General features: G+C 34.1%; 21 protein-coding genes. 19 read left to right on the top strand and 2 right to left on the bottom strand.

Annotated elements, in window-relative coordinates:
* Window positions 1-175: 175 nt before the first annotated feature.
* The 10 genes from ACTQ5K_RS21080 to ACTQ5K_RS21125 all read left to right on the top strand — a co-directional run bounded on the left by ACTQ5K_RS21080 (window position 176) and on the right by ACTQ5K_RS21125 (window position 9,937).
* Window positions 176-1,297 carry a conserved virulence factor C family protein gene (locus ACTQ5K_RS21080; protein WP_349204913.1) on the top strand — a complete coding sequence of 374 codons (1,122 nt, stop codon included), beginning with the start codon at window positions 176-178 and terminating at the stop codon, window positions 1,295-1,297.
* 97 nt (window positions 1,298-1,394) lie between these two features.
* Entirely contained in the window at window positions 1,395-1,829 is a 435-nt protein-coding gene (locus ACTQ5K_RS21085) for a BrxA/BrxB family bacilliredoxin (protein ID WP_031538156.1), read from the top strand.
* A 298-nt stretch (window positions 1,830-2,127) separates the two neighbouring features.
* Window positions 2,128-2,904 carry a class I SAM-dependent methyltransferase gene (locus ACTQ5K_RS21090; protein ID WP_031538155.1) on the top strand — a complete coding sequence of 259 codons (777 nt, stop codon included), beginning with the start codon at window positions 2,128-2,130 and terminating at the stop codon, window positions 2,902-2,904.
* A gap of 129 nt (window positions 2,905-3,033) precedes the next feature.
* Window positions 3,034-3,624, top strand: coding sequence for a YpjP family protein (locus tag ACTQ5K_RS21095; RefSeq protein WP_031538154.1), 591 nt, complete (start codon window positions 3,034-3,036; stop codon window positions 3,622-3,624).
* A gap of 112 nt (window positions 3,625-3,736) precedes the next feature.
* On the top strand, window positions 3,737-4,318 hold the full coding sequence (locus ACTQ5K_RS21100; protein ID WP_031538153.1) for a TerD family protein: 582 nt from the start codon (window positions 3,737-3,739) through the stop codon (window positions 4,316-4,318).
* 34 nt (window positions 4,319-4,352) lie between these two features.
* The gene (locus tag ACTQ5K_RS21105; protein ID WP_031538152.1) at window positions 4,353-5,132 is read left to right on the top strand and encodes a TerC family protein; all 780 of its coding nucleotides are present in this window, start codon (window positions 4,353-4,355) and stop codon (window positions 5,130-5,132) included.
* A gap of 395 nt (window positions 5,133-5,527) precedes the next feature.
* Window positions 5,528-6,727 carry an HpcH/HpaI aldolase/citrate lyase family protein gene (locus ACTQ5K_RS21110; RefSeq protein WP_235251637.1) on the top strand — a complete coding sequence of 400 codons (1,200 nt, stop codon included), beginning with the start codon at window positions 5,528-5,530 and terminating at the stop codon, window positions 6,725-6,727.
* Window positions 6,666-8,024 carry a phosphoribosyltransferase family protein gene (locus ACTQ5K_RS21115; protein ID WP_349204914.1) on the top strand — a complete coding sequence of 453 codons (1,359 nt, stop codon included), beginning with the start codon at window positions 6,666-6,668 and terminating at the stop codon, window positions 8,022-8,024. Before ACTQ5K_RS21110 ends, ACTQ5K_RS21115 begins: the two co-directional genes overlap by 62 nt.
* A gap of 3 nt (window positions 8,025-8,027) precedes the next feature.
* The gene (locus ACTQ5K_RS21120; protein WP_349204915.1) at window positions 8,028-9,146 is read left to right on the top strand and encodes a cysteine protease StiP family protein; all 1,119 of its coding nucleotides are present in this window, start codon (window positions 8,028-8,030) and stop codon (window positions 9,144-9,146) included.
* Window positions 9,143-9,937, top strand: a complete 795-nt coding sequence (locus tag ACTQ5K_RS21125; RefSeq protein WP_031538147.1) for an HAD family hydrolase — start codon at window positions 9,143-9,145, stop codon at window positions 9,935-9,937. The genes ACTQ5K_RS21120 and ACTQ5K_RS21125 overlap by 4 nt, the downstream gene beginning before the upstream one ends.
* Window positions 9,938-10,073: 136 nt before the next feature.
* Here ACTQ5K_RS21125 and ACTQ5K_RS21130 read toward each other — a convergent pair whose 3' ends face one another.
* Window positions 10,074-10,331 (bottom strand): hypothetical protein, encoded by a 258-nt coding sequence (locus ACTQ5K_RS21130; protein ID WP_235251640.1) that lies wholly within the window; start codon window positions 10,329-10,331, stop codon window positions 10,074-10,076.
* Between the two features lie 233 nt (window positions 10,332-10,564).
* On the opposite strand from ACTQ5K_RS21130, the gene ACTQ5K_RS21135 reads away from it, so the two are divergent.
* The 7 genes from ACTQ5K_RS21135 to ACTQ5K_RS21165 all read left to right on the top strand — a co-directional run bounded on the left by ACTQ5K_RS21135 (window position 10,565) and on the right by ACTQ5K_RS21165 (window position 17,114).
* A complete protein-coding gene (locus tag ACTQ5K_RS21135; protein ID WP_349204916.1) occupies window positions 10,565-12,208 on the top strand; it encodes a YceG family protein in 1,644 nt (547 codons plus the stop codon).
* A 3-nt stretch (window positions 12,209-12,211) separates the two neighbouring features.
* Entirely contained in the window at window positions 12,212-13,315 is a 1,104-nt protein-coding gene (locus ACTQ5K_RS21140; RefSeq protein WP_396953873.1) for a toxic anion resistance protein, read from the top strand.
* A gap of 281 nt (window positions 13,316-13,596) precedes the next feature.
* Entirely contained in the window at window positions 13,597-14,208 is a 612-nt protein-coding gene (locus ACTQ5K_RS21145; protein WP_031538143.1) for a TerD family protein, read from the top strand.
* Window positions 14,209-14,278: 70 nt separating this feature from the next.
* On the top strand, window positions 14,279-14,857 hold the full coding sequence (locus ACTQ5K_RS21150; protein ID WP_031538142.1) for a TerD family protein: 579 nt from the start codon (window positions 14,279-14,281) through the stop codon (window positions 14,855-14,857).
* A 226-nt stretch (window positions 14,858-15,083) separates the two neighbouring features.
* Window positions 15,084-15,791 (top strand): anthrax toxin lethal factor-related metalloendopeptidase, encoded by a 708-nt coding sequence (locus ACTQ5K_RS21155; protein ID WP_031538140.1) that lies wholly within the window; start codon window positions 15,084-15,086, stop codon window positions 15,789-15,791.
* A gap of 40 nt (window positions 15,792-15,831) precedes the next feature.
* Entirely contained in the window at window positions 15,832-16,626 is a 795-nt protein-coding gene (locus ACTQ5K_RS21160) for a thymidylate synthase (RefSeq protein WP_031538139.1), read from the top strand.
* Window positions 16,623-17,114, top strand: a complete 492-nt coding sequence (locus ACTQ5K_RS21165; protein WP_031538138.1) for a dihydrofolate reductase — start codon at window positions 16,623-16,625, stop codon at window positions 17,112-17,114. The genes ACTQ5K_RS21160 and ACTQ5K_RS21165 overlap by 4 nt, the downstream gene beginning before the upstream one ends.
* Window positions 17,115-17,182: 68 nt before the next feature.
* Here ACTQ5K_RS21165 and trhA read toward each other — a convergent pair whose 3' ends face one another.
* A complete protein-coding gene (gene trhA, locus ACTQ5K_RS21170; RefSeq protein WP_031538137.1) occupies window positions 17,183-17,821 on the bottom strand; it encodes a PAQR family membrane homeostasis protein TrhA in 639 nt (212 codons plus the stop codon).
* A gap of 200 nt (window positions 17,822-18,021) precedes the next feature.
* Between trhA and ilvA the strand changes: the two genes are divergently transcribed.
* Window positions 18,022-19,287, top strand: coding sequence for a threonine ammonia-lyase IlvA (gene ilvA / locus ACTQ5K_RS21175; RefSeq protein ID WP_031538136.1), 1,266 nt, complete (start codon window positions 18,022-18,024; stop codon window positions 19,285-19,287).
* Between the two features lie 314 nt (window positions 19,288-19,601).
* Entirely contained in the window at window positions 19,602-20,444 is an 843-nt protein-coding gene (locus tag ACTQ5K_RS21180; protein ID WP_031538135.1) for a DegV family protein, read from the top strand.
* Window positions 20,445-21,228: the final 784 nt, after the last annotated feature.

Below are 21,228 nucleotides of genomic sequence, written 5' to 3' on the forward strand. Positions count from 1 at the left end.
TAAAGAGTGGAATTTATGAACAAATGACCTAGCTGTATGCAGGTGAAAGAAGAATGTTTATTCAGGCCGAGGATGTACTTTTTTTGAAAATAACGATAAAAATCCGAAAGCTATTTCTTTTTTGAAAAGGAAAAAAGCATGATAATATAAAGGATGTAAGAAGGGGGAATGGAATGTGAGGATTATTTCTATTGAACCAACACCAAGTCCAAATACAATGAAGATTAATTTAGACCAAGAGTTGCCAATGGGAAAAAGCAATAATTATAAGGCTGAAACAGTAGAAGATGCACCGGAATTAATTCGAAATATCCTTTCCATTGAAGGGATAAAAGGGGTCTATCATGTAGCTGATTTTTTAGCAGTTGAAAGAAATGCTCGCTATGATTGGAAGGAATTGCTTTCAAAAGTGCGCAATGTCTTTGGTGAGGATGAAGTAACCCAGAATCCACAGGAGCTAAATGAGCATTACGGAGAAATTAAGGTCCAAGTTCAAATGTATAAGGGCATACCAATGCAAATTAAATTATCGGATGGTAATGAAGAAAAGAGATTTGGCTTGCCTCAATCGTTTATTCAAGCCGTTTCAGCAGTGCGTACGCCTGAAGATAATGTTGTGATGACAAGAAAATGGAAAGATTATGGTGTGCGATATGGCGAGTTTGAAGAAATTGGTAATGTTATGGTGGAAGAACTCGTTGCTGCATATCCACAAGAAAGATTGAATACAATCATCGAATATGCTATAAATCCTCAAACGGAAGTAAGTGGAAATGCTGCCAGAGTAAAAACAAAGCTTACTTTTGCCGATTTAGAGGATCCTGATTGGAAAGTAAGATATCAAAAGCTTGAACAAAGTGAAGATCCAACAGTTGCCGATATTCCTGTTTTAACAAAGGCGCTTGATGATGAAAAACCATCGATTCGCAGACTTGCAACTGTATATCTTGGAATGATTGAAGATCCCGCTGTTCTACCTTCCTTGTATAAGGCGTTGAAGGACAAAACAGTTACTGTCAGACGTACTGCAGGTGATTGTTTATCAGACTTAGGATTCCCTGAAGCAATGGAAGAAATGATGGAGGCATTGTCAGACAAGAGCAAGATAGTTCGTTGGAGAGCAGCTATGTTTCTATATGAAGTTGGTGACGAAAGAGCACTTCCAGCATTGAAAGCTCATGAAGATGATCTAGAATTTGAAGTTAGCCTGCAAATAAAATTAGCAATTGAACGAATCGAACTAGGTGAGGAAGCAAAAGGATCGGTTTGGAAACAAATGACAGAGGCGCGGAAATAACGCTGTTAGTAATGCTAATGCTTTTTTGATTGCAGGAAGAGTATTTCTAATGTATATTTATGGGATATAAAACATAGAGGAATTGGAGGAATTAATTATGTCAATGGCATATGATGAATACATGAAACAAGTAGTAAAGCCAATGAGAGCAGAACTAACACAAGCAGGTTTTGAAGAGTTATTAACAGAAGAAGCAGTGGAGCAATTTATAGAAACAAATAAAGGGACTTCCTTAGTAGTAGTAAATTCAGTTTGTGGATGTGCAGCAGGATTAGCAAGACCAGCTGTTACACAAGCAGTACTTGCTTCAGAAAAGAAACCAGATCATTTAGTTACCGTATTTGCTGGGCAAGATAAAGAGGCTACAGCAAAAATGCGCGAATACTTCGGCGATATTGAGCCATCCTCTCCATCTATGGCACTTGTTAAAGACAATAAAGTCGTTCACTTTATTCACCGTTACGATATTGAAGGAAATTCCATGGAAGCAATTATGGAAAATCTAGTATCAGCTTTTGAACAATATTGCTAAACAAAGAATGATTCATGAGAGAGGCGGGCTTGCCACTTTCTCTCATGAACCTTCTTTTTTTTTATCATGTTACCATCCTTCAATAAACAGGATTAAACACTCTTTATTGTCCTTATTTAAACTTCAATATGATTCTCCTCTCTTGCTTATCCTGCATTTGAGAAAAGAGAGGGGGGAAATCCAATGTTCCTAACCATCCGAATGGTTCCACTAACATTCTAAGAGTATAAGGAATCCCTCTTTAGATGGAAGTTTTCCTTTATTAGAAAAATAAAAGTATGATAAATAGGAGAACAACATGATTATAACTACTGCAGGTAGAACGAATAAGGAAATGGAAATTCTCGCAAATAAAATTGCCGAAAAATTTCAATGTAAATTCGTAGAACGAAAGAAGGCTTCAATTGATTACCTTAAAGCGTATTATATGATGGATATATTAATCATCGGCAAAAATCGTTTTGAATATTATCCATTAAATACAGCACAACCATTCTTTTTTCATCCGAATTCGGCGGTATTCCGGATCAAAAGACTTATCAATCAAGAACATGATCCCTTTATCCAAGCAACTAATTTATCGAAAGGGATGTCCTTTTTAGATTGTACGTTAGGACTTGCTTCAGATAGCATTGTTGCTAGTTATGCCGTTGGAAGCAATGGGTATGTAGAGGGATTGGAAGTGAATGAGATAATCGCTTTCCTTGTAAAAACTGGTTTAAAGGAATGGAAGACAAGTCATTCGACAATCGATAATGCGATGCGTAGAGTCAAAGTTAAGCATGTTAACGCATTAGAGGAGCTTATCAAAAAAGAAGAAAATAGTATGGATTGTGTTTATTTGGATCCTATGTTCGAAGAAGAAATTTCTTCTGATGGTATCCATTCATTAAAAAAGCTAGCATATTATGAAGAATTGACAGAAGAAATTATCAATCATGCAAAGCGGGTTGCAAAACAAAGGGTCGTTTTGAAAGATCATTTTAAAAGTAGCAGATTTGATCGATTTCAATTTGAACAGCTAAAACGTAAGTCAGCCAAATTTCACTATGGAATTTGGCTAAAAAAAGAATAATGAAAAAATAATCTATCTATATAGGATAATACTAGATGATTTGATAAGAAATAATATATACTTAGACTATCAATATTATTTTATTACATTTTATTCTCATCAGGATGAACGGAAAGCGAGGTGTAATAAATGCCTAATTGGATTCGTAAAAGCCTGGTTGTATTTGTTTCTATTTTAACTTTTGGCCTTGTGTCTCCATCACCATCCACATTTTTAAATAATAACAGTGATAACGATAAGAAACCAATTGATGAAAGAGAAATGTCTTTTGCTAGAGAAAGTATAGAAGAGGCTATACTGACAGATAGTAAAGGCATATCAAGAGAAGAGTTTATTAGTGATATGCTTAAACGAGCAGAAGAGCAAAGTTACTTAAAATTCGGATCGAAAATCAAACCGGTAATTGAAGATGAATTTCGACTAGTCGTTCTCCCAAATATGGAAAAAGCAATTAGTGAGGTAACGAGTATTTTTCCGGAAGAGGAGTTAAGCTATTTGAATGTGACTGAGCTTCCATCATCAGGAACAAGTGAGCGGATATTTCATATTTCAAGACAAAATGAGGACATTATTCGTTTTCATGTAAGAAGGGATCGACCACCACAGGAAGGGTATTATTTTAACTTCCATTATCATACGTATCATGATCAATTCCAAACACATTATACACTTGGGGAAATTTATTGGGATAAAAATACTCCCCCTAAGTGGATGAGTTAGAAGAGTTGGCTTTACTTGTAGCAATTGTTGCTTGTGAATGAAAGAAGTTGAAACTTTTCTTTTCTGATTACGTATAGAAACTATAATGAAAAAATTTGGAGGTAGTTTAGTTATGGCAATTAGTTTATCTAAAGGACAAAAAGTAGACTTAACAAAAGGAAATCCTGGATTATCAAAAGTGATTATTGGATTAGGCTGGGATGTAAATAAGTATGATGGCGGAAAAGATTTTGATTTAGATGCCTCTGTATTTTTACTTGGAGAAAATGGAAAAGTAACAAATGATGCTGATTTCGTTTTCTATAATAATCCATCAGGTGGAAATGGTTCCATCGTTCATTCAGGAGATAATCGTACAGGTGCAGGTGATGGAGATGATGAACAAATCATTGTTGAATTAAAAGAAATTCCTGCTAACATTCAACGGGTTGCATTTACCATTACTATTCATGATGGAGAAGGAAGAAATCAAAATTTTGGTCAAGTTTCTAATTCTTATGTTCGTATTTTAAACGAGGAATCAAATGAAGAGTTAATTCGTTACGATTTAGGCGAGGATTTCTCTATCGAGACAGCATTAGTTGTTGGAGAATTATATCGTCATAATAATGAATGGAAATTTAGTGCCATTGGAAGTGGATACCAAGGCGGTTTAGCTGCATTAGCTACTGATTTTGGTCTGGAAATTGGCTAATTTTATCAGCATATTATAGGGGGAAGCTCTTTTCATGGGAATATTTGAGACAATTATTGATACATATGCCCAGTTTTTTAATTGGGAAATGTGGGGAGAAGTATTAACTGACCCAGTAAGTTGGGGTTATATTGGAACATTAGTAATATTAGAAGGCCTGTTATCTGCGGATAATGCATTGGTACTAGCTGTAATGGTTAAACATCTACCACCAGAGCAAAGAAGAAAAGCATTGTTTTATGGCTTATTAGGTGCGTATTTATTCCGCTTTATCGCAATTGGAATTGGTGTTTATTTAATCGAATTCTCATGGGTGAAAATACTCGGAGCTGCATATTTAGCATATCTCGCTATTAAGTATTTCATGGATCGAAGAAAAGCAGCGAATGAAACAGAAGATGAAGAAGAAAATAAAGGCATTAATAAAAATGGGATTCTAATCCGTACATTTGGTCTATTTTGGGGAACAGTAATTTCTGTTGAATTAATGGATATTGCCTTTTCTGTAGACAGTGTTTTAGCTGCATTCGGTGTAAGCAATCAAGTATGGGTATTATTAATTGGTGGTATCCTTGGCGTTCTTATGATGAGAGGTGTCGCAGGTGTTTTCCTTAAATTAATCGATAAAATTCCAGAGCTGGAAGCAACTGCATATATCCTTATCTTAATTATCGCAGTTAAGATGCTGCTAGGAGTATTTGATATTCATATTGATCATATTTATTTCTTTGGATTATTAGTTATAGCATTTGGTGCAACCTTTGTTGTGCATTTTAGAAATAAGAAAAAAGCAGAACAACAGGGCGAAGCATAATTATTTGAGGATATTTCTAGTAGTATTACATTAAGATAACTAGAGATATCCTCTTTCCCTAAGACTCTTTTCTAATAGATTGTTGTTTTTAAATCGGTTAAATGACTATAAGACTTAAGATTTAAGAGCAACAATTTGGAAGAAAACAGCCTTCCAAAAAAGTAATCTTATTTTTTCTCCTCCGCCTATTACCTGCCCAGGATATCCTTCGCATTACTTACGATAGGCAATATGGAACATCCTAAAAAAACGCCATGATAAAGTAAATATTTTCAAAAAAATAGTTTTATTGTAAGATATAATTAATTATCCTACTATAAAATTCGATTCTTATTTTTGAATTTTCAGAATAATTATTAAAAAAGTTGTTAATATCATTGAATGGAGCAAAGGAAATGAAATTATTCTCTGACTTAAATGAAAAACAAATGGAACGTCTTTTCTTTAAATTACCAGAAGAGGTGTTTAGTACTTCGGAGAAGGAAGTATTATCCTATGCACTTGCTTCCACTTTATACATGCCTGCAACAAGACCGAATATTTTCCACGATTTATTAACAAAAAAACACGCAGCTTTAACATCCATGGTAATTTGTCTAGAGGACTCCATAGGTGATCACGAAGTGGAGATAGCTGAACGTAAATTAGTCGAAGAATTAACAAACATATATCAAGCGTTGGAGGACAGCATTCTTATAAAAAATGAATTACCATTGATTTTTATTAGAATACGCTCTGTATCTCAGTTTTTAAATCTAATGGATTTGCTTGGTGAAAAAATTAGTTTATTAACTGGTATCGTCATACCTAAGTTTGAAGCGGCAGTGGGAGAGATCATTTTAAAAGAATTAGAAAAATATAATATGCTAGGGCATTCTTTATATGCGATGCCGATTTTAGAAACAAAAAAAATAATTGAAAAAGAAACTAGAATGGATGAACTTCTTTCCATAAAGAAAGTACTAGATGAATATAAGCATCTCATTTTAAATGTGCGGATTGGTGCTACTGATTTTTGCGGATTGTATGGTATTCGTAGAAATGCAGAAACGACTGTATATGATGTTGCGATTATTCGAGATTGTATTTCGGATATTGTTAATGTATTTACACGTGCGGATAGTGCATATGTTGTTTCTGGACCAGTTTGGGAATATTTTACAACGAGCGAGCGAGTTCTAATTCCGCAATTGAGAGAGACACCATTCCGAAAGCGGTATGGAAAAGCTGGAATGAATATGCGAACACAGCTCATAGATAAACATATGGATGGATTAATTAGAGAAGTTATGATGGATATTACGAATGGTTTAACCGGAAAGACAATTATTCATCCTACACATATAAAACCAGTGCAAGCATTAAATGTTGTTTCCTATGAGGAATATTTAGATGCTTGTAATATTATAGAAAGTAATAATGGGGAGATTGGTGTAGTAAAAAGTAGTTTTTCAAATAAGATGAATGAAATTAAGCCTCATTTCTACTGGGCACAAAAAATTATTTTAAAATCAAAGGTTTACGGGGTGTTTCATGAAGGATTTACATACATTGACTTACTTAAACAAGAAAATTTCATTACCAATCATTCATAATTTACAGATGGACATCATCATCGAAGAAAATCCATTTCATCTTCCACTAGAAGATTTTTTTAAAATGGCAGCACGAATCAATAAGAAACGGGCATTTTTATTTGTTAGTAAATTATTAGGCAAGCATTTACCGATTGAGCCAAATAAAGGGCTCCTTACTGGATTTATGTTGGCAGTACGTTATGAAGAAATTATTACTGGCGCTATTTCTCCCCAAAGAGAGGAAATAATGGCTATTTATCGTGATTCAGCTTCACAGTTTTTGGACAAGCCATTTATTTCAAGTGCACAAGCAAATCCTATTATAATCGGCTTTGCAGAAACTGCAACGGGATTAGGTCATTCTTTTTTTCGAGCATTTAAACAGGCTACTTTTTTCCACACAACTAGAGATAACGTAAATGAGCTAGTGCCAATCATTACTTTTGAAGAAGAGCATTCACATGCAACATCTCACCGTTGTTATGTTGAGGAAGACACTCTTGATAATCTACGAGAAATTATTTTAGTAGACGATGAATTAACGACAGGCAAAACAGCTATAAACATTATCCGAGATATTCATCAGAAATATCCTAGAGATAAATATACGGTTGTATCCATTCTAGATTGGCGTTCCAAAAAATGGCAGTTAGAGATGGAATCCCTTGAACAGGAATTGCAAATTAAGGTTCAAGTCGTCTCTTTACTTAAAGGTAGCTTTGAGCTTATCGGTGTTCCTCTTAATCTTGTTTCGCAAACGGAGATAACTGAAACAAATAGAAAGAAACCGCAACTTGAATATATTAGTCTCGAAAATTATGTGAAAGAGCGAATCGTCCCAATCACTTCCACAAGTTTGGCAGGGATAAGAAATGACTATGGGTACTTAAAGGATACAGGAAGATTTGGCATCCATATGGGTGAACTCACAGACGATTGGATTAGACTCGCAGCAAATGACCTGAAGAAAAAGCGTGTGGGTACTACGCTTTGCATTGGAACAGGGGAGTTTATGTATATTCCAATGAAGCTAGCAAGCTATATGGGAGAAAATATATTTTATCAATCAACGACTAGAAGTCCTATTTATCCCAATAATGAAGAGCATTATGGGGCTAAAAATGCATTCTGTTTTTCAAATCCAGAAGATTTGGATATTGTGCATTATTTATACAATATTGATGCTAAGCAATACGACGATATCTTTTTATTTTTTGAGCGCAAGGTTAGTGAGGATAGATTAGCGGAGTTGCTAGCTGAATTAACAGCAGTTCAAGTGAAAAAAATAAATATTGTATACTGTAGCGGGAGGTAAATCATGAAAGCAAACATAGATCATCTAGTAAGGTTCGGTTCTTATGATAAAGAGGATGTTATATTTCTATTAAAAGACTTAAGTGATGTTACATTAGAGGGCTCAACCGAGGAAAGGGAAAAAAGGGTTCAAGGTGGAGAGCATTATAGTGAAACATTACCAATCGAATACAATCCACCTGAACATTATTTGCAGCTTTTTTGGGAGACGCTCGATGCTTATAAAGACAAAGTAGCCCTTTGTACCGCAATTGTTGCAGAACAAATTTATCACAAACATGGTAAACAAACAGTATTGGTTTCCTTAGCACGAGCAGGAACACCTATTGGAATCTTAATTAAACGCTATTTGAAATGGAAATATGATGTTTCTCTTCCTCACTACAGTATTTCTATCATAAGAGATAGAGGAATTGATGAAAATGCGATTCATTACATGCTGCAAACACATAATGGTTATGCCCTGCAATTTATTGATGGATGGACAGGAAAAGGAGCAATTTCAACTGAATTAACGAAAAACTGTGAGGAGTTTTACCAAAAGTATCAGATTCGATTAGATGATACACTTGCAGTGCTTGCTGATCCAGGATACTGTACAACACTTTATGGAACGAGAGAAGACTTTTTGATTCCAAGTGCTTGTTTAAATTCAACAGTGTCAGGACTAGTAAGTCGTACTGTGTTAAATGAAGAGTATATCAAAAAAGATGATTTTCATGGGGCGAAGTATTATCAGGAATTAGAGCCATATGATGTATCGAATAGCTATTTAGACGAGATTACAGAGGCATTTCCAAAAGTAAATCCACTCCAAATAGAGGAATGTATTCGTGCAAATGAACTAGATCAAACCGTTGATTTTAAAGGGATGAAAGAAGTTCTGACCATTAAGGAAGAATTCGATATTGATAGTACCCATTATGTAAAACCAGGTGTCGGTGAAACAACAAGAGTATTGTTACGTAGGGTGCCATGGAAGATATTAATGAAGGATCCAGATAGCCCTTATGTTCAACATATTGTCTTATTAGCACAAGAAAGAAACGTAGAAGTAATTCCATATCCTAATATGAGCTATACATGCTGTGGTTTAATTAAGAAGGTAGTGCGAAAAGGATGAATCTATTTGCATCAGATTTAGACAGAACGTTAATATATTCAAAGCGTGCATTACATGAAATGGAAACTCCTTGGAATGAATCGATGATTGGTGTGGAAGTGAAAAATGGTGAACCTGTTTCTTATATGACAAAAGATAGTTATGATTTATTGAAGGAGATTGCTACTAAGCATTTTTTCGTTCCTGTTACGACGAGAACTTATGAACAATATAAGCGAATTTTTATTTTCAATGAAGAAATGCCAATGACATACTGTGTTACAAGCAATGGAGCAAAAATTCATTATAAAGGAGAGCTTGTAAAGGAGTGGGCACAAACCATTCACACCAGATTAAAAGAAGATTGTATGGAGAAAGGTGAATTACTACAAAAGCTACAGATTTATTCTTTACATGGCGAGTTGAAAATTGCCGATAATCTTTTCTTTTATTATGTATTAAAAACAAATATAGACGAAGATATCAAAAGAGAGCTAATCCAAGTTGCAATAGAAAATGGATGGAATATATCTTTACAAGGAAGAAAGCTTTATTTTATGCCAAAGCCTATCTGTAAGGGGGAGGCAATTAAATACATAATAGAAAGAGAAGGAGTGGAGAAATCAATTGGCGCAGGTGATTCCTTATTAGATTTACCATTTCTAAATAATTGTAAAATAGGTTATATTCCAAGACATGGAGAGTTAACTCTAGAAAAAATAAAAAATCCAACACAGCATCTAACCATTCAAAAAGGAGCATTTGCTGGTGAAGAAATCGTGAGAAATGTGCATAAACAGTTTATTTGTTAAATAGGAATAAATAGGATTAGAAGAAAGAGGCGAATGGAAAACACTCGCCTCTATACTTTATCCAATAGTAATGGATGGGTAGAATGGTAATATGAAACGATCATAATGGTTATTCCCTTTATAAGAGTAAGTATACTTATAGTTCATCTTCTGGCGGATCTTTAATCCATTTAAGCAATAAACAATAAATGGAGATGAAAAATAAATAACAGCAAATAAATACAATAACCCCGAATAAAATAGATTCAAAAAATATAGCCATAAAAAAACTAATCATTAGAGAAATAAAGATTAAATCAACAAAAACATACATATTTGATGATAGAACATTTTGTACATAAATTAAATCTGTTTCAATTTCATGATACGTGTATTTTCGAAAAAATGATCTCATAGTTAGCACCTACTCGCCTAATGTACTGTATTATATGCTCGAGTAAAAGATTAGGTGCTTACATCACGATTGAAAGAGAGAAGTGAAAAACCTTGTCCTTTCGCCTAAAAAATGAAACCTTTTTATAACATTTTCGTAAAGAATTATTAAGTAGAATATTTAGTCATAGCGTAAAGCTATGCTATGATAAAGGTAGACAGTTATCATTGGTTTAAAATTAGGAAGTGGAGAAAATGAATAAAGACTATTATACAATCAATAATGTTATCCTTCCTTTGTCTACGGAAAATTGGTTTGATATTCTATTAAAGCCAGTTAAAGAACGACCGCTACACGATACGAGTAATCGCATTTTTACGTTCGGTCAGGCTGTAGTAAAATTACTTGGAATACCAGTAGACGAGGATGAATATTATAATCAGCTTTTCGATTGGATAAATAAAGATAATACAGGCTTACATTTACTGACAGATGAATCGCTTGATCGGACGATTGATAATCAGCATTTTCAATCTATTCAAAAAGTATTTAATCGGATGCAGGAGCAAAATTTATCCATTAATCGTTTTGTTGCTTTTCTAGATGGAGAAAATGTGTTGATAAAATCCTCTATTCCTGCCATTCATAGAAAATTGAGAGAGAGCTTTATTAAAGTCATTCAGCATTTTTCAGAAGTGGAAGAAAACGGCTTGAAAAATAATGATTTAAGAAGATTAGTAGTTGATATAATAAAATGGTCCATCAATCATTTACAACCAGCTATAGAAGAAAGCCAATTAAATGAAAATATGCCTAAATTTCTTTGGTATGGTGATGCCAATAAAAGTCAGTCTTACTTTATTTACTTTCTTCTTACCTTTGGTTGTGACATCGTCATTGTACATCCTAATGGGGATGACATTCTAGAAAAATTAAAATTGGATAAGGAATTATTTTTTCAACATCAATACCCACGAATGAAAGAACCTGAAAGTTTTCCTAAAGAAGAACGAAAAAGAACAGCAACTGTAGCATATCGAGCGTCAAGGGAGATTGAGAGTATTCTTCACCATGAAGGTTCCAATCTTTATAAACCGTGGCAATTTAGAGAATATCTACCGATTTCCATTACATTAAAAACTACGTATGATGAAATCTTTCTTCTTGAGAAAGAACCGGCAATGATTCGTCCAAACTTTGATGTTAAAAATGGAGAAGTGCATATCCCGTCTGTTTTTGCTAAAATATTTGGTGTAAGTAAGAATCGAAAAGAGTACTGGGATCGAATCCATGCTATCGTGAATAAAGAGGAAACTTTATTAATTCGAAGTTTTCCGTTCACAAGAGCTATTATTAGTGATTTTCGATACCATTATCGCGGTGCACTTGGAACAGATGGTATACTTGATCCAGATAAGATGATGGCAGCACATTATTGGAAGTATAAACAGTTGCCAGCAGGTTTGCAGAAAGGAATAGCTGCTGCTATATCAAGAGTTTGCACAAGGACATCTCTGAAGAAGCTGGCTAATGAATCAGACGAAGATGTAGCGATTTTTCTGTTTTCACAATGCTTATTAATACCGGATGATTTCTTGAAAATGTTGCAAAAGTTTGATTACGCACAAGAAGTACCAAGTATCGTACTGTTTAAAACAGAGCAAAATGGTGTGTTTACAAGAGAAGATGCAGCCTTGCTGCTATTAATGAACACACTTGGTGTAGATATTATTATTTATAATCCTGCAGGACATGTAGACATGGAGAACTATACAAAAGATACATTATTTGATGTACACTGGCTTGAGGATATGGTGTTTGACATGGAATATAAAGAACCATCCTTTTTAAAAAGGGGTATATTTAGCGGATTTTTAAAGAATAGAAAAGGAGAATAAAAGATGAATATGCAACCATCAAATGTAAATAATGCAGACAATCAAGTTGCAGAGATATTAACAGAAGAAAAAGTGTCGGAAATAAAGTTAGCGCTTAGAAATGAGCCAGAAGTACAGAAATTGGCACAGTCGATTGACGAAAAGGATCAAATTCAAATACTCGAATTCGGGAAGGAACCTGCAACGCAAATCTCAAAATTCTCTGATAAAATCCTTAATAATATGAGAACTACTAAAGTAGAAGACTCTGGCGAATTATTGAAACAGCTTGGTAGAATCATGGATAAATTTGACAAAAAGGATTTTGAAGAGTCATCAAAGGGTTTTTTTGGCAAACTGTTTAAAAAAAGTGAAAAAATAATGGAAAAGCTTTTTGGAAAATACCAGTCTATGGGACAAGAGATAGATAAAGTCTATGTAGAAATTTCAAAATATCAAAATGAAATGGTTGATTCTACAACGATGCTCGATGAAATGTACGAGCAAAATTATCAATATTATTTAACATTAGAAAAATATGCTGTAGCAGGAGGCATGAAATCGGAAGAATTAAAGACCCATGTACTTCCTCAACTTGAGGCGAAAGCAGTTGCTGGTGATCAATTAGCAGGAATGCAGCTTGATACCTTAAGAAATGCAATAGAGCTCTTAGATCAGCGTGTTTACGATTTGGAAATGGCAAAAATGGTTGCCTTACAAACTGCTCCTCAAATACGCTTATTACAAAGAGGAAACACTAAATTAATTGGTAAGATCAATTCAGCATTTGTGACGACTATACCTATTTTTAAAAATGGTCTTATTCAAGCTGTTGCAGCCAAAAGACAGAAGTTAGTTGCAGACAGCATGAGTGAATTGGATAGAAGAACAAATGAAATGCTGGTGAAAAACGCTCAAAATATCTCCCAGCAAAGTGTAGATATTGCAAGGCTTGCAGGCAGCCCGAGCATTAAGATTGAGACAATTGAAGAATCATGGAATATTATTATCAAAGGAATGCAGGAAACAAAAACGATTGAAGAAGAAAATAAACGCTTAAGAGAAGAAGGAACAAAAAAATTAGAAGAATTGCAAAATAACTTCAAGCAAATGAAGCTTCAAGGGTAATTCAGACTTCATTTATGAGCCAATTTATTAAAGTATTTGACTAACAGTGTTGATTGTAGTGACTTCATTTTATTCTATAGGTAGTTAAGTTGAAAACATAGGGTTGGTTAAGTAAGTACGTCTTTCTTCCTTATGAATGCCTGTTTTCTCTGCAATCAACACATTTCTTTTAATAGCAAATTTCTTTTGGAAGTTAGCATGGATTAATATTATTTCATTTATTGAAAGCTTTAAAAAAAGTTTGATAACAAATATTACTACCATACATAGGAGTGAGAATCATGGCAATTAATTTACAAAAAGGACAAAGAGTTGATTTAACAAAGGGAAATCCAGGATTAAGTAAAATTTTAATTGGTCTTGGCTGGGATCCAGTTCAGCAAAATAAAGGCGGAGGGCTTTTAGGATCTTTATTTGGTGGTGGTTCGACAGCAAGTATTGATTGTGATGCTTCTGTCATTATGGTCAATGAACAGGGGAAGGTTCAAGCAAATAATGATGTTATCTATTTTGGAAATTTAAAAAGCCGCGATGGTAGTGTCCACCATTCAGGAGATAACCTAACAGGTGACGGTGATGGGGATGATGAACAAATAAATATTGAATTAAATAAGGTGCCATCACATATTCAAAAGTTAATATTTGTTGTAAATATATATGATGCAGTGAAAAGAAGACAACATTTTGGCATGATTCAAAATGCTTTTATTCGAATCGTCAATCCTTTATCCAATCAATCGCTTATTCACTACAACTTGACAGATGATTATGCAGGTAAGACTAGTTTGATAGTCGGTGAATTATATAGACATGGACAAGATTGGAAGTTTGCGGCAATTGGTACAGGGACAAACGCAGGTAGTCTAGGTGAAGTTGTTAAATCTTATTCCTAATTTTGTCAAATAGGCACAAAAAAGCTGCTGTCTATAAATCAATCTATTATTCAGATATGGGGGAATAGAAATGAGTATTAATCTTTCTAAAGGACAACGAATTGATTTAACAAAAACAAATCCAGGGTTAACTAGAGCTATCATTGGGTTGGGCTGGGATATTAACCAGTACGATGGTGGAACTGGCTTTGATTTAGATGCGTCAGCTTTTATGGCAAATGAAAACGGCAAGGTTATTAATGACGAGGATTTTATTTTTTATAATAATCTTGTCCATCCAAGCGGTGGAGTGGAGCATACTGGTGATAATCGCACGGGTGAGGGAGATGGAGATGACGAACAAATCATTATTGATTTTACGAAGATTCCTCTTCACGTTAATAAAATCGGCATTGCTGTTACTATTCATGATGCAGAATCAAGAAGACAAAACTTTGGACAAGTTTCCAATGCGTTTGTACGTGTCGTAAATGAAGATAATAATATAGAAATCCTACGCTTTGACTTAGGGGAAGATTTTTCTGTCGAGACAGCTGTTATCGTTTGTGAGCTTTACAAACATAATGGGGAATGGAAATTTAATGCCATAGGAAGTGGATTTTCAGGAGGACTTGCCGCCCTGTGCCGTAATTATGGATTAGAAGTTTAACTAGAATTGTAAGTCTTTAAAAAGAGTCATATCCCAAAAGAATGAAAGTAGAAGAATTGCAAAAAGATTCTTCTATCCATTCTTTTGGATTTTTTTATGAAGAATTTAGGTAATTTTATCTAGTTTTTGAGATTCCTAACCTATGCTATAATTTTAGTAGAATAGGTTTCTCCTCTCTTTCTTATTTTTAGAAAGAACATAGAGAGATTAGTTGTGGGGGATATGGATGAGATGGCTCAAAAGAATAGCACCATTATGTATGATAGCAGCAACGAGCATTTTGATGGGAAACTCCCAGCTTCCGAATAATGAAATATACTTAAAAAACTTATCTGAACTAACCATTATTAAGGCGAATTTATCCCTAGAAGCAAAAGAAAACTTAGGAAATATGATAATTTTGCCAGAAGAATCTTATGATCAAGAAGAAGCAGCTGCAATAATTGAAAGATTAAATCAATTGCCTTCTACTCTATTAAATAAGGTGCAATCTAGGGGAATAAAAGTAAAATTATTTACTGGAAAATTAACAGATAATAAGACAGCACAGAAATTTGCTGGAATTATTCCAAGGGGCTACACCTCTCAAAAGACGTGGGATGATGTTCCTGGTATTGGTGGCGGGAAAGTGGTTCTTGTAAAAATAGGTGCGAGTGAAAAGGGACAAGGGCACAGCTCTGTTAATTTAGAATATCATGAATTGGCTCATTCCATTGATTATAAAGTTCTAAACAATGCGAGCAAAACAGAAGCATATAGATTAGTTTGGAACGAGGAAAAAGGGAAGTTATTTCCTAATAGACAATACTTTCTTCAATATGCAGAAGAATATTTCGCAGAAACATTTGCCATGTTTTATATGGGAGGAAAGGAAAAGGAAACACTTTCGCAACTAGCTCCGAAAACATATCAGTATATCGCTACAATACAATAAGCTTGTAGGGAATCGCAATTTAATATAAAGGGTGTATAAAATGAGACAATATTTAGATCTATGTAAGCATGTTTTAACAAATGGTGTAAAAAAAGAAGATCGAACTGGAACTGGAACTATTAGTACCTTTGGATATCAAATGAGGTTTGATCTTTCAGAAGGATTTCCATTAATTACAACGAAAAAGCTGCATTTACGTTCCATAATTTATGAGTTGCTTTGGTTTTTAAATGGCGATACAAATGTGAAATATTTACAAGATCATAATGTTCGAATTTGGAATGAATGGGCAGATGAGCAAGGTAACTTAGGCCCAGTTTATGGACATCAATGGCGCTCTTGGACGACAAGAGAAGGGAACACAATTGACCAAATATCTGAATTGATTCATGCAATCAAGACAAATCCAGATTCTAGAAGATTAATTATTAGTGCATGGAACGTTGGGGACATGGAGAAAATGGCTTTGCCACCATGTCATTGTCTTTTTCAATTTTATGTTGCAGATGGTAAATTATCTTGTCAACTGTACCAGCGTTCAGCAGATGTATTTCTTGGAGTGCCTTTTAATATTGCTTCTTACGCTCTGCTTACACATATGATCGCCCAAGTTTGTGATTTAGAGGTAGGAGAATTTATTCATTCCTTTGGAGATGTTCATATCTATACAAATCATGTTGAGCAGGTAAAACTTCAGTTAACGAGAGATCCAAAGACATTACCACAGTTGAAAATGAATAAAGACGTAAAAGATATTTTTTCCTTTAAATATGAAGATTTTGAAATCGTTAATTATGAAGCACATCCCCATATTAAAGGGGTGGTCAGTGTATGATTTCCTTAATTGTTGCAATGGATAGAAATAATGTTATTGGTTTGAATAATCAATTGCCATGGCATTTGCCAGAGGATTTAAAGTATTTCAAAAAAATAACGACAGGGCATCCAATTGTGATGGGGAGAAAAACAAGGGACTCAATCGGCAGAAATCTTCCAAATCGTGAAAATGTCGTTATTACGAGAAATCAAGGGTATATTTGTGAAGGATGTACAATATTCTATTCGATTGATGAATTTTATAAATGGAGTAAAGCCCATCAGGAGGAAGAAATATTTGTAATTGGTGGTGCTGAGCTTTTTGCAGAAACATTAAGCGAAACAGACCGATTATACATTACACGAATCGACCATGAATTTGAAGGAAATACCTTTTTTCCTGCTTTAAATTGGCATGAATGGAAACTTGTAAGTGAACAAAAAGGGATAGTAAATGACAAAAACTTGTATCCTCATGTGTTTTATGTCTATGAAAGAGCGGAATAATAAGAAAAAGGAAGGCGAATTCGCCTTCCTTTTTCTTATAGAAAGATTGTAGTAATCTTTTATATTAATTAAACATAGAGATATACACAAAAATACATTAAAGCACTGCCAGCTAAAACAAAAATATGCCAAATGGCATGAAAGTAGGGGATTTTTTGCATGACATAAAATACACTACCAACAGTATAAAGCAGGCCACCTCCAATGAGAAACAGGAAACCAGTCATTCCAATTGCATGATAAAGTGGCACGATTGCCATCACAATTAGCCAGCCCATAATAACATAGAGGATTGTTGATGTTACAATATATTTTTTGACATAGTAACATTTAAAGACAATCCCAATAATAGCTAATGCCCAAACAATCCCAAAAAGGGTCCAGCCTAAGCTACCACGAATGGCAACTAAAACAAAGGGAGTATATGTTCCTGCGATTAGAAGATAGATGGATGAATGATCCAATATCTCGAAAAAATCCTTTACTTTTTCATGGGTAATACTATGCAATAATGTGGAGCATAGATAGAGGATAATCATGGAAGCACCAAAAATGGAAAAACTTACAATTCTCCATGGGTTAGCAGTTTCAGCTGCATTTAAAATAAGCATTACTAAAGCGGGAATGCTCATAAGTAATCCAATACCATGGGTTATACTGTTGGCTATCTCTTCTTTTAGCGAAAAATCTTTTATTGAAAAATTCATAAATGAAAGTCACTCCTTATTCTTTCATTGTAAGGTATTACTTCCATAAAAACAAACAAATACAGCGATGAATTTATTGGGAAAAATTCTACGCAATCAAAATATATGAAAAAAAAGAAAATTTAAAATTTTATTAGGAGAAAGCGAAAAATTCATGGTATAATGTACGAATTAAAATGGTTAGAAATGAGGGTGTGGAAATGGAACAAAATGTAATGAAAAAATGGGTGCAATTGGAGGATATTATTATTGCATACCAAGGAATTAAAGACATAGTAGCCCATACTCCCTTACAAAAAAATTATCGATTATCTGAAAAATATGATTGCAATGTTTATTTAAAAAGGGAAGATCTACAGCATGTGCGTTCCTTTAAATTAAGGGGTGCATTTTATTCGATGAAGATGCTAGAAATAGAAAAAATGAAAAATGGTGTTGTTTGTGCAAGTGCAGGAAACCATGCTCAAGGTGTAGCATATTCTTGTCGTTATTTAAATGTTCATGGGAAAATTTTCATGCCAGCTACAACGCCTAAACAAAAGGTTACGCAGGTTAAAATGTTTGGGAAGGAAAATGTGGAGATTATTTTAACTGGTGATACATTTGATGATTCCTATGTAGAAGCAGTTGCTTGTGCAGAAGCAGAAGAAAGAGCATTTATTCATCCATTTAATGATGAGAATGTCATTGCAGGGCAAGGAACGATGGCCATTGAAATGATGAATGATATTGATGTTCCAATTGATTATGTTTTTGCAAGCATTGGTGGCGGCGGTTTAATGGCAGGATTAAGTACATACATGAAAAGCGTTTCTCCATTAACTCAAATGATTGGTGTGGAGCCAGCTGGTGCACCTTCGATGAAAGAAGCCTTAATTAGAAATAAGGTAGTAACACTAAATAAGATTGATAAATTTGTTGATGGTGCAGCAGTCAAAAGTGTTGGACAAAAGAATTTTGAAATCTGTAGAGATTATGTTGATGATATTGTTTTAGTGCCTGAGGGAAAAGTTTGTACGTCTATTCTTTCTTTATATAATGAGCATGCTATCGTTGCCGAACCAGCAGGAGCTTTGCCAGTTGCTGCCCTCGATTTATATAAAGAAAAGATAAAAGGGAAAAACATTGTACTTGTAATTAGCGGTGGAAATAACGATATTGATCGTATGCAGGATATTAAAGAACGTTCTCTACTATATGAGGGATTGTTATATCACTTCATTGTAAATTTCCCCCAAAGAGCAGGTGCGCTTAGAGAATTTTTAGATGATGTGTTAGGACCCGATGATGATATTGTCCGGTTTGAATATGCCAAAAAGAATAATAAAGAGAATGGTCCAGCGCTTGTTGGCTTAGAGCTGAAGAATAGGGATGACTATAAAGGACTAATTGAAAGAATGGATAAAAAAGGTTTTCCTTACACGGAAGTGAATAGAGATTCTAATTTATTTCATTTGCTCGTCTAACATCTAAAGTAATCGGTAATGGCCATGCGTGAGAAATTTAATCATGCATGGCCATTTTTTTAACTATTTTTAACATGAAACAAGGACAAGTAGAAATAATTTTCTAAATGCGTACACATATTTTATTCTTAAAGAAACATCAAGGATATGTGATAAAATTCACAGGTTACGAAAAGTATAATTTGTGGTATAGTGAATAGTATATGCTCAAAAAATAAAATCAATAGAGTGAGCATAGGAAAATCCTAAAAAATAAATGTATAATAAAGTAAGCGTTTTAATGAAAAAATGAATGACAAATAGGGACGTGTGAAATGAAAAAAATTAAAATTGTAACAGATTCAACAGTTGATTTATCGAAGGAAATATTAGAAAAATATGAAATTGAGGTAATATCTTTATCAATTTATATTAATAATAAATCATATTTGGATAGGGTGGATATTACCCCTGCTGAATTTATTGATAAAATGATGGAATCAGATGAATTGCCTAAAACTTCACAGCCTTCTGTTGGCACTTTCATTGAAAAATATGATGAACTTGCTGATAAAGGGTATGATATTATATCCATTCATATGACAGGCGGTATGAGTGGGACGGTAGAATCAGCTAAAAGTGCGAGCCAATTAACAAAGGCGAGTGTCTTTGTAGTAGACTCTGAGTTTATTTCAAAGGGGTTATCTTTTCAAGTATTAGAAGCTGCAAAAATGGTGCAAAATGGACATAATGTAGCGGAAATATTGCAAAGATTAAATCATGTGAAAAAGCATACGAAACTTTTTGTAGTAGTCGATACATTAGAGAATTTAATGAAGGGCGGAAGAATTGGAAAAGGAAAAGCTTTTCTAGGCTCTTTACTAAATATTAAGCCAATCGCAACGCTTGAGGAAGGTGTATATACACCTATTGCAAAAGTTAGAAGTCGCTCCCAAGCAGTAAAGTATTTAGTAGGTGCATTTGTAGAAGACAGTCTTGGCAAGAAAATTAAAAGTGTAGGAATTACACATGCTGGTAGTCTTGAAGTTGCCATTAAATTGAAGGAAGCAATAGAAAAGGCCACTGGATTTAATAAAGTGGATATAGATTATACTACACCTGTTATTTCAACACATACAGGACCCGGAGCTATTGGTTTCAGCTACTATATTGAATAGCAATCTTACCAACTTGATAAGATTTTAGATGCATTTATAAAAGAGGCTGGGACATAAGTATTTCAATCAACAACAAACACGAACTATAATGTAATTTAATTACATTATAGTTCGTGTTTGTTTTATAGAAAAAGGTTTAAAAACGAAGTGAAATGGAGCGGAGGACGCTCGACTCCTGCGGGAATAAGAGACGCTTTAGACCCCGCAGCGCAGCGAGGAGGCTTAGCTTCCTCCCCGGCGCATCGAGCGTCCGTAGCGCAATGGAACGACTTAGTTTTTACACTTAACTAGATTTAAAAACATAGATAACCATCATGAGAAAGTAGCTTTATTTAAGAGATAAATTAAAGATTGTTCGTCTTTAAAGATTAGTTATTTAGTTTTGTCCCAGCTTCTTTTATTCTGACAATAGTGGAAAAAAAGGAAATAAATCTTCTATGACAGGTGAACGTATTTGTAGAAAATGGGAGAAATGAAACTAGAGAAGTGGATTCAGGCTGCGACTCTTAGCAACAAACTTTACAAAACTTAGCCTATTAAATAAAAAAATGGAGTAATTAAAGGGAATTTAAGCGAAAATGTCGAATCAAGATAATAATTATATTTAGGCACACTTATAAGTAAAGCAGTGTATTTAATTGTGAAATTGTGTGTTAAAAGCATTAGATATAACCTTGGTACTGTCAATATTTTTGTGTAAATGACTTTTCAACTTCTCAAGGTAGATGATCACCTTCGTATTCAAATAGATTTGTTCGAAGTGTTGATTTGGGTGTCTAGGAAA

Origin of the sequence: Niallia sp. Sow4_A1 (assembly GCF_052116745.1) — a bacterium.
Lineage (GTDB): Bacteria > Bacillota > Bacilli > Bacillales > Cytobacillaceae > Niallia > Niallia hominis.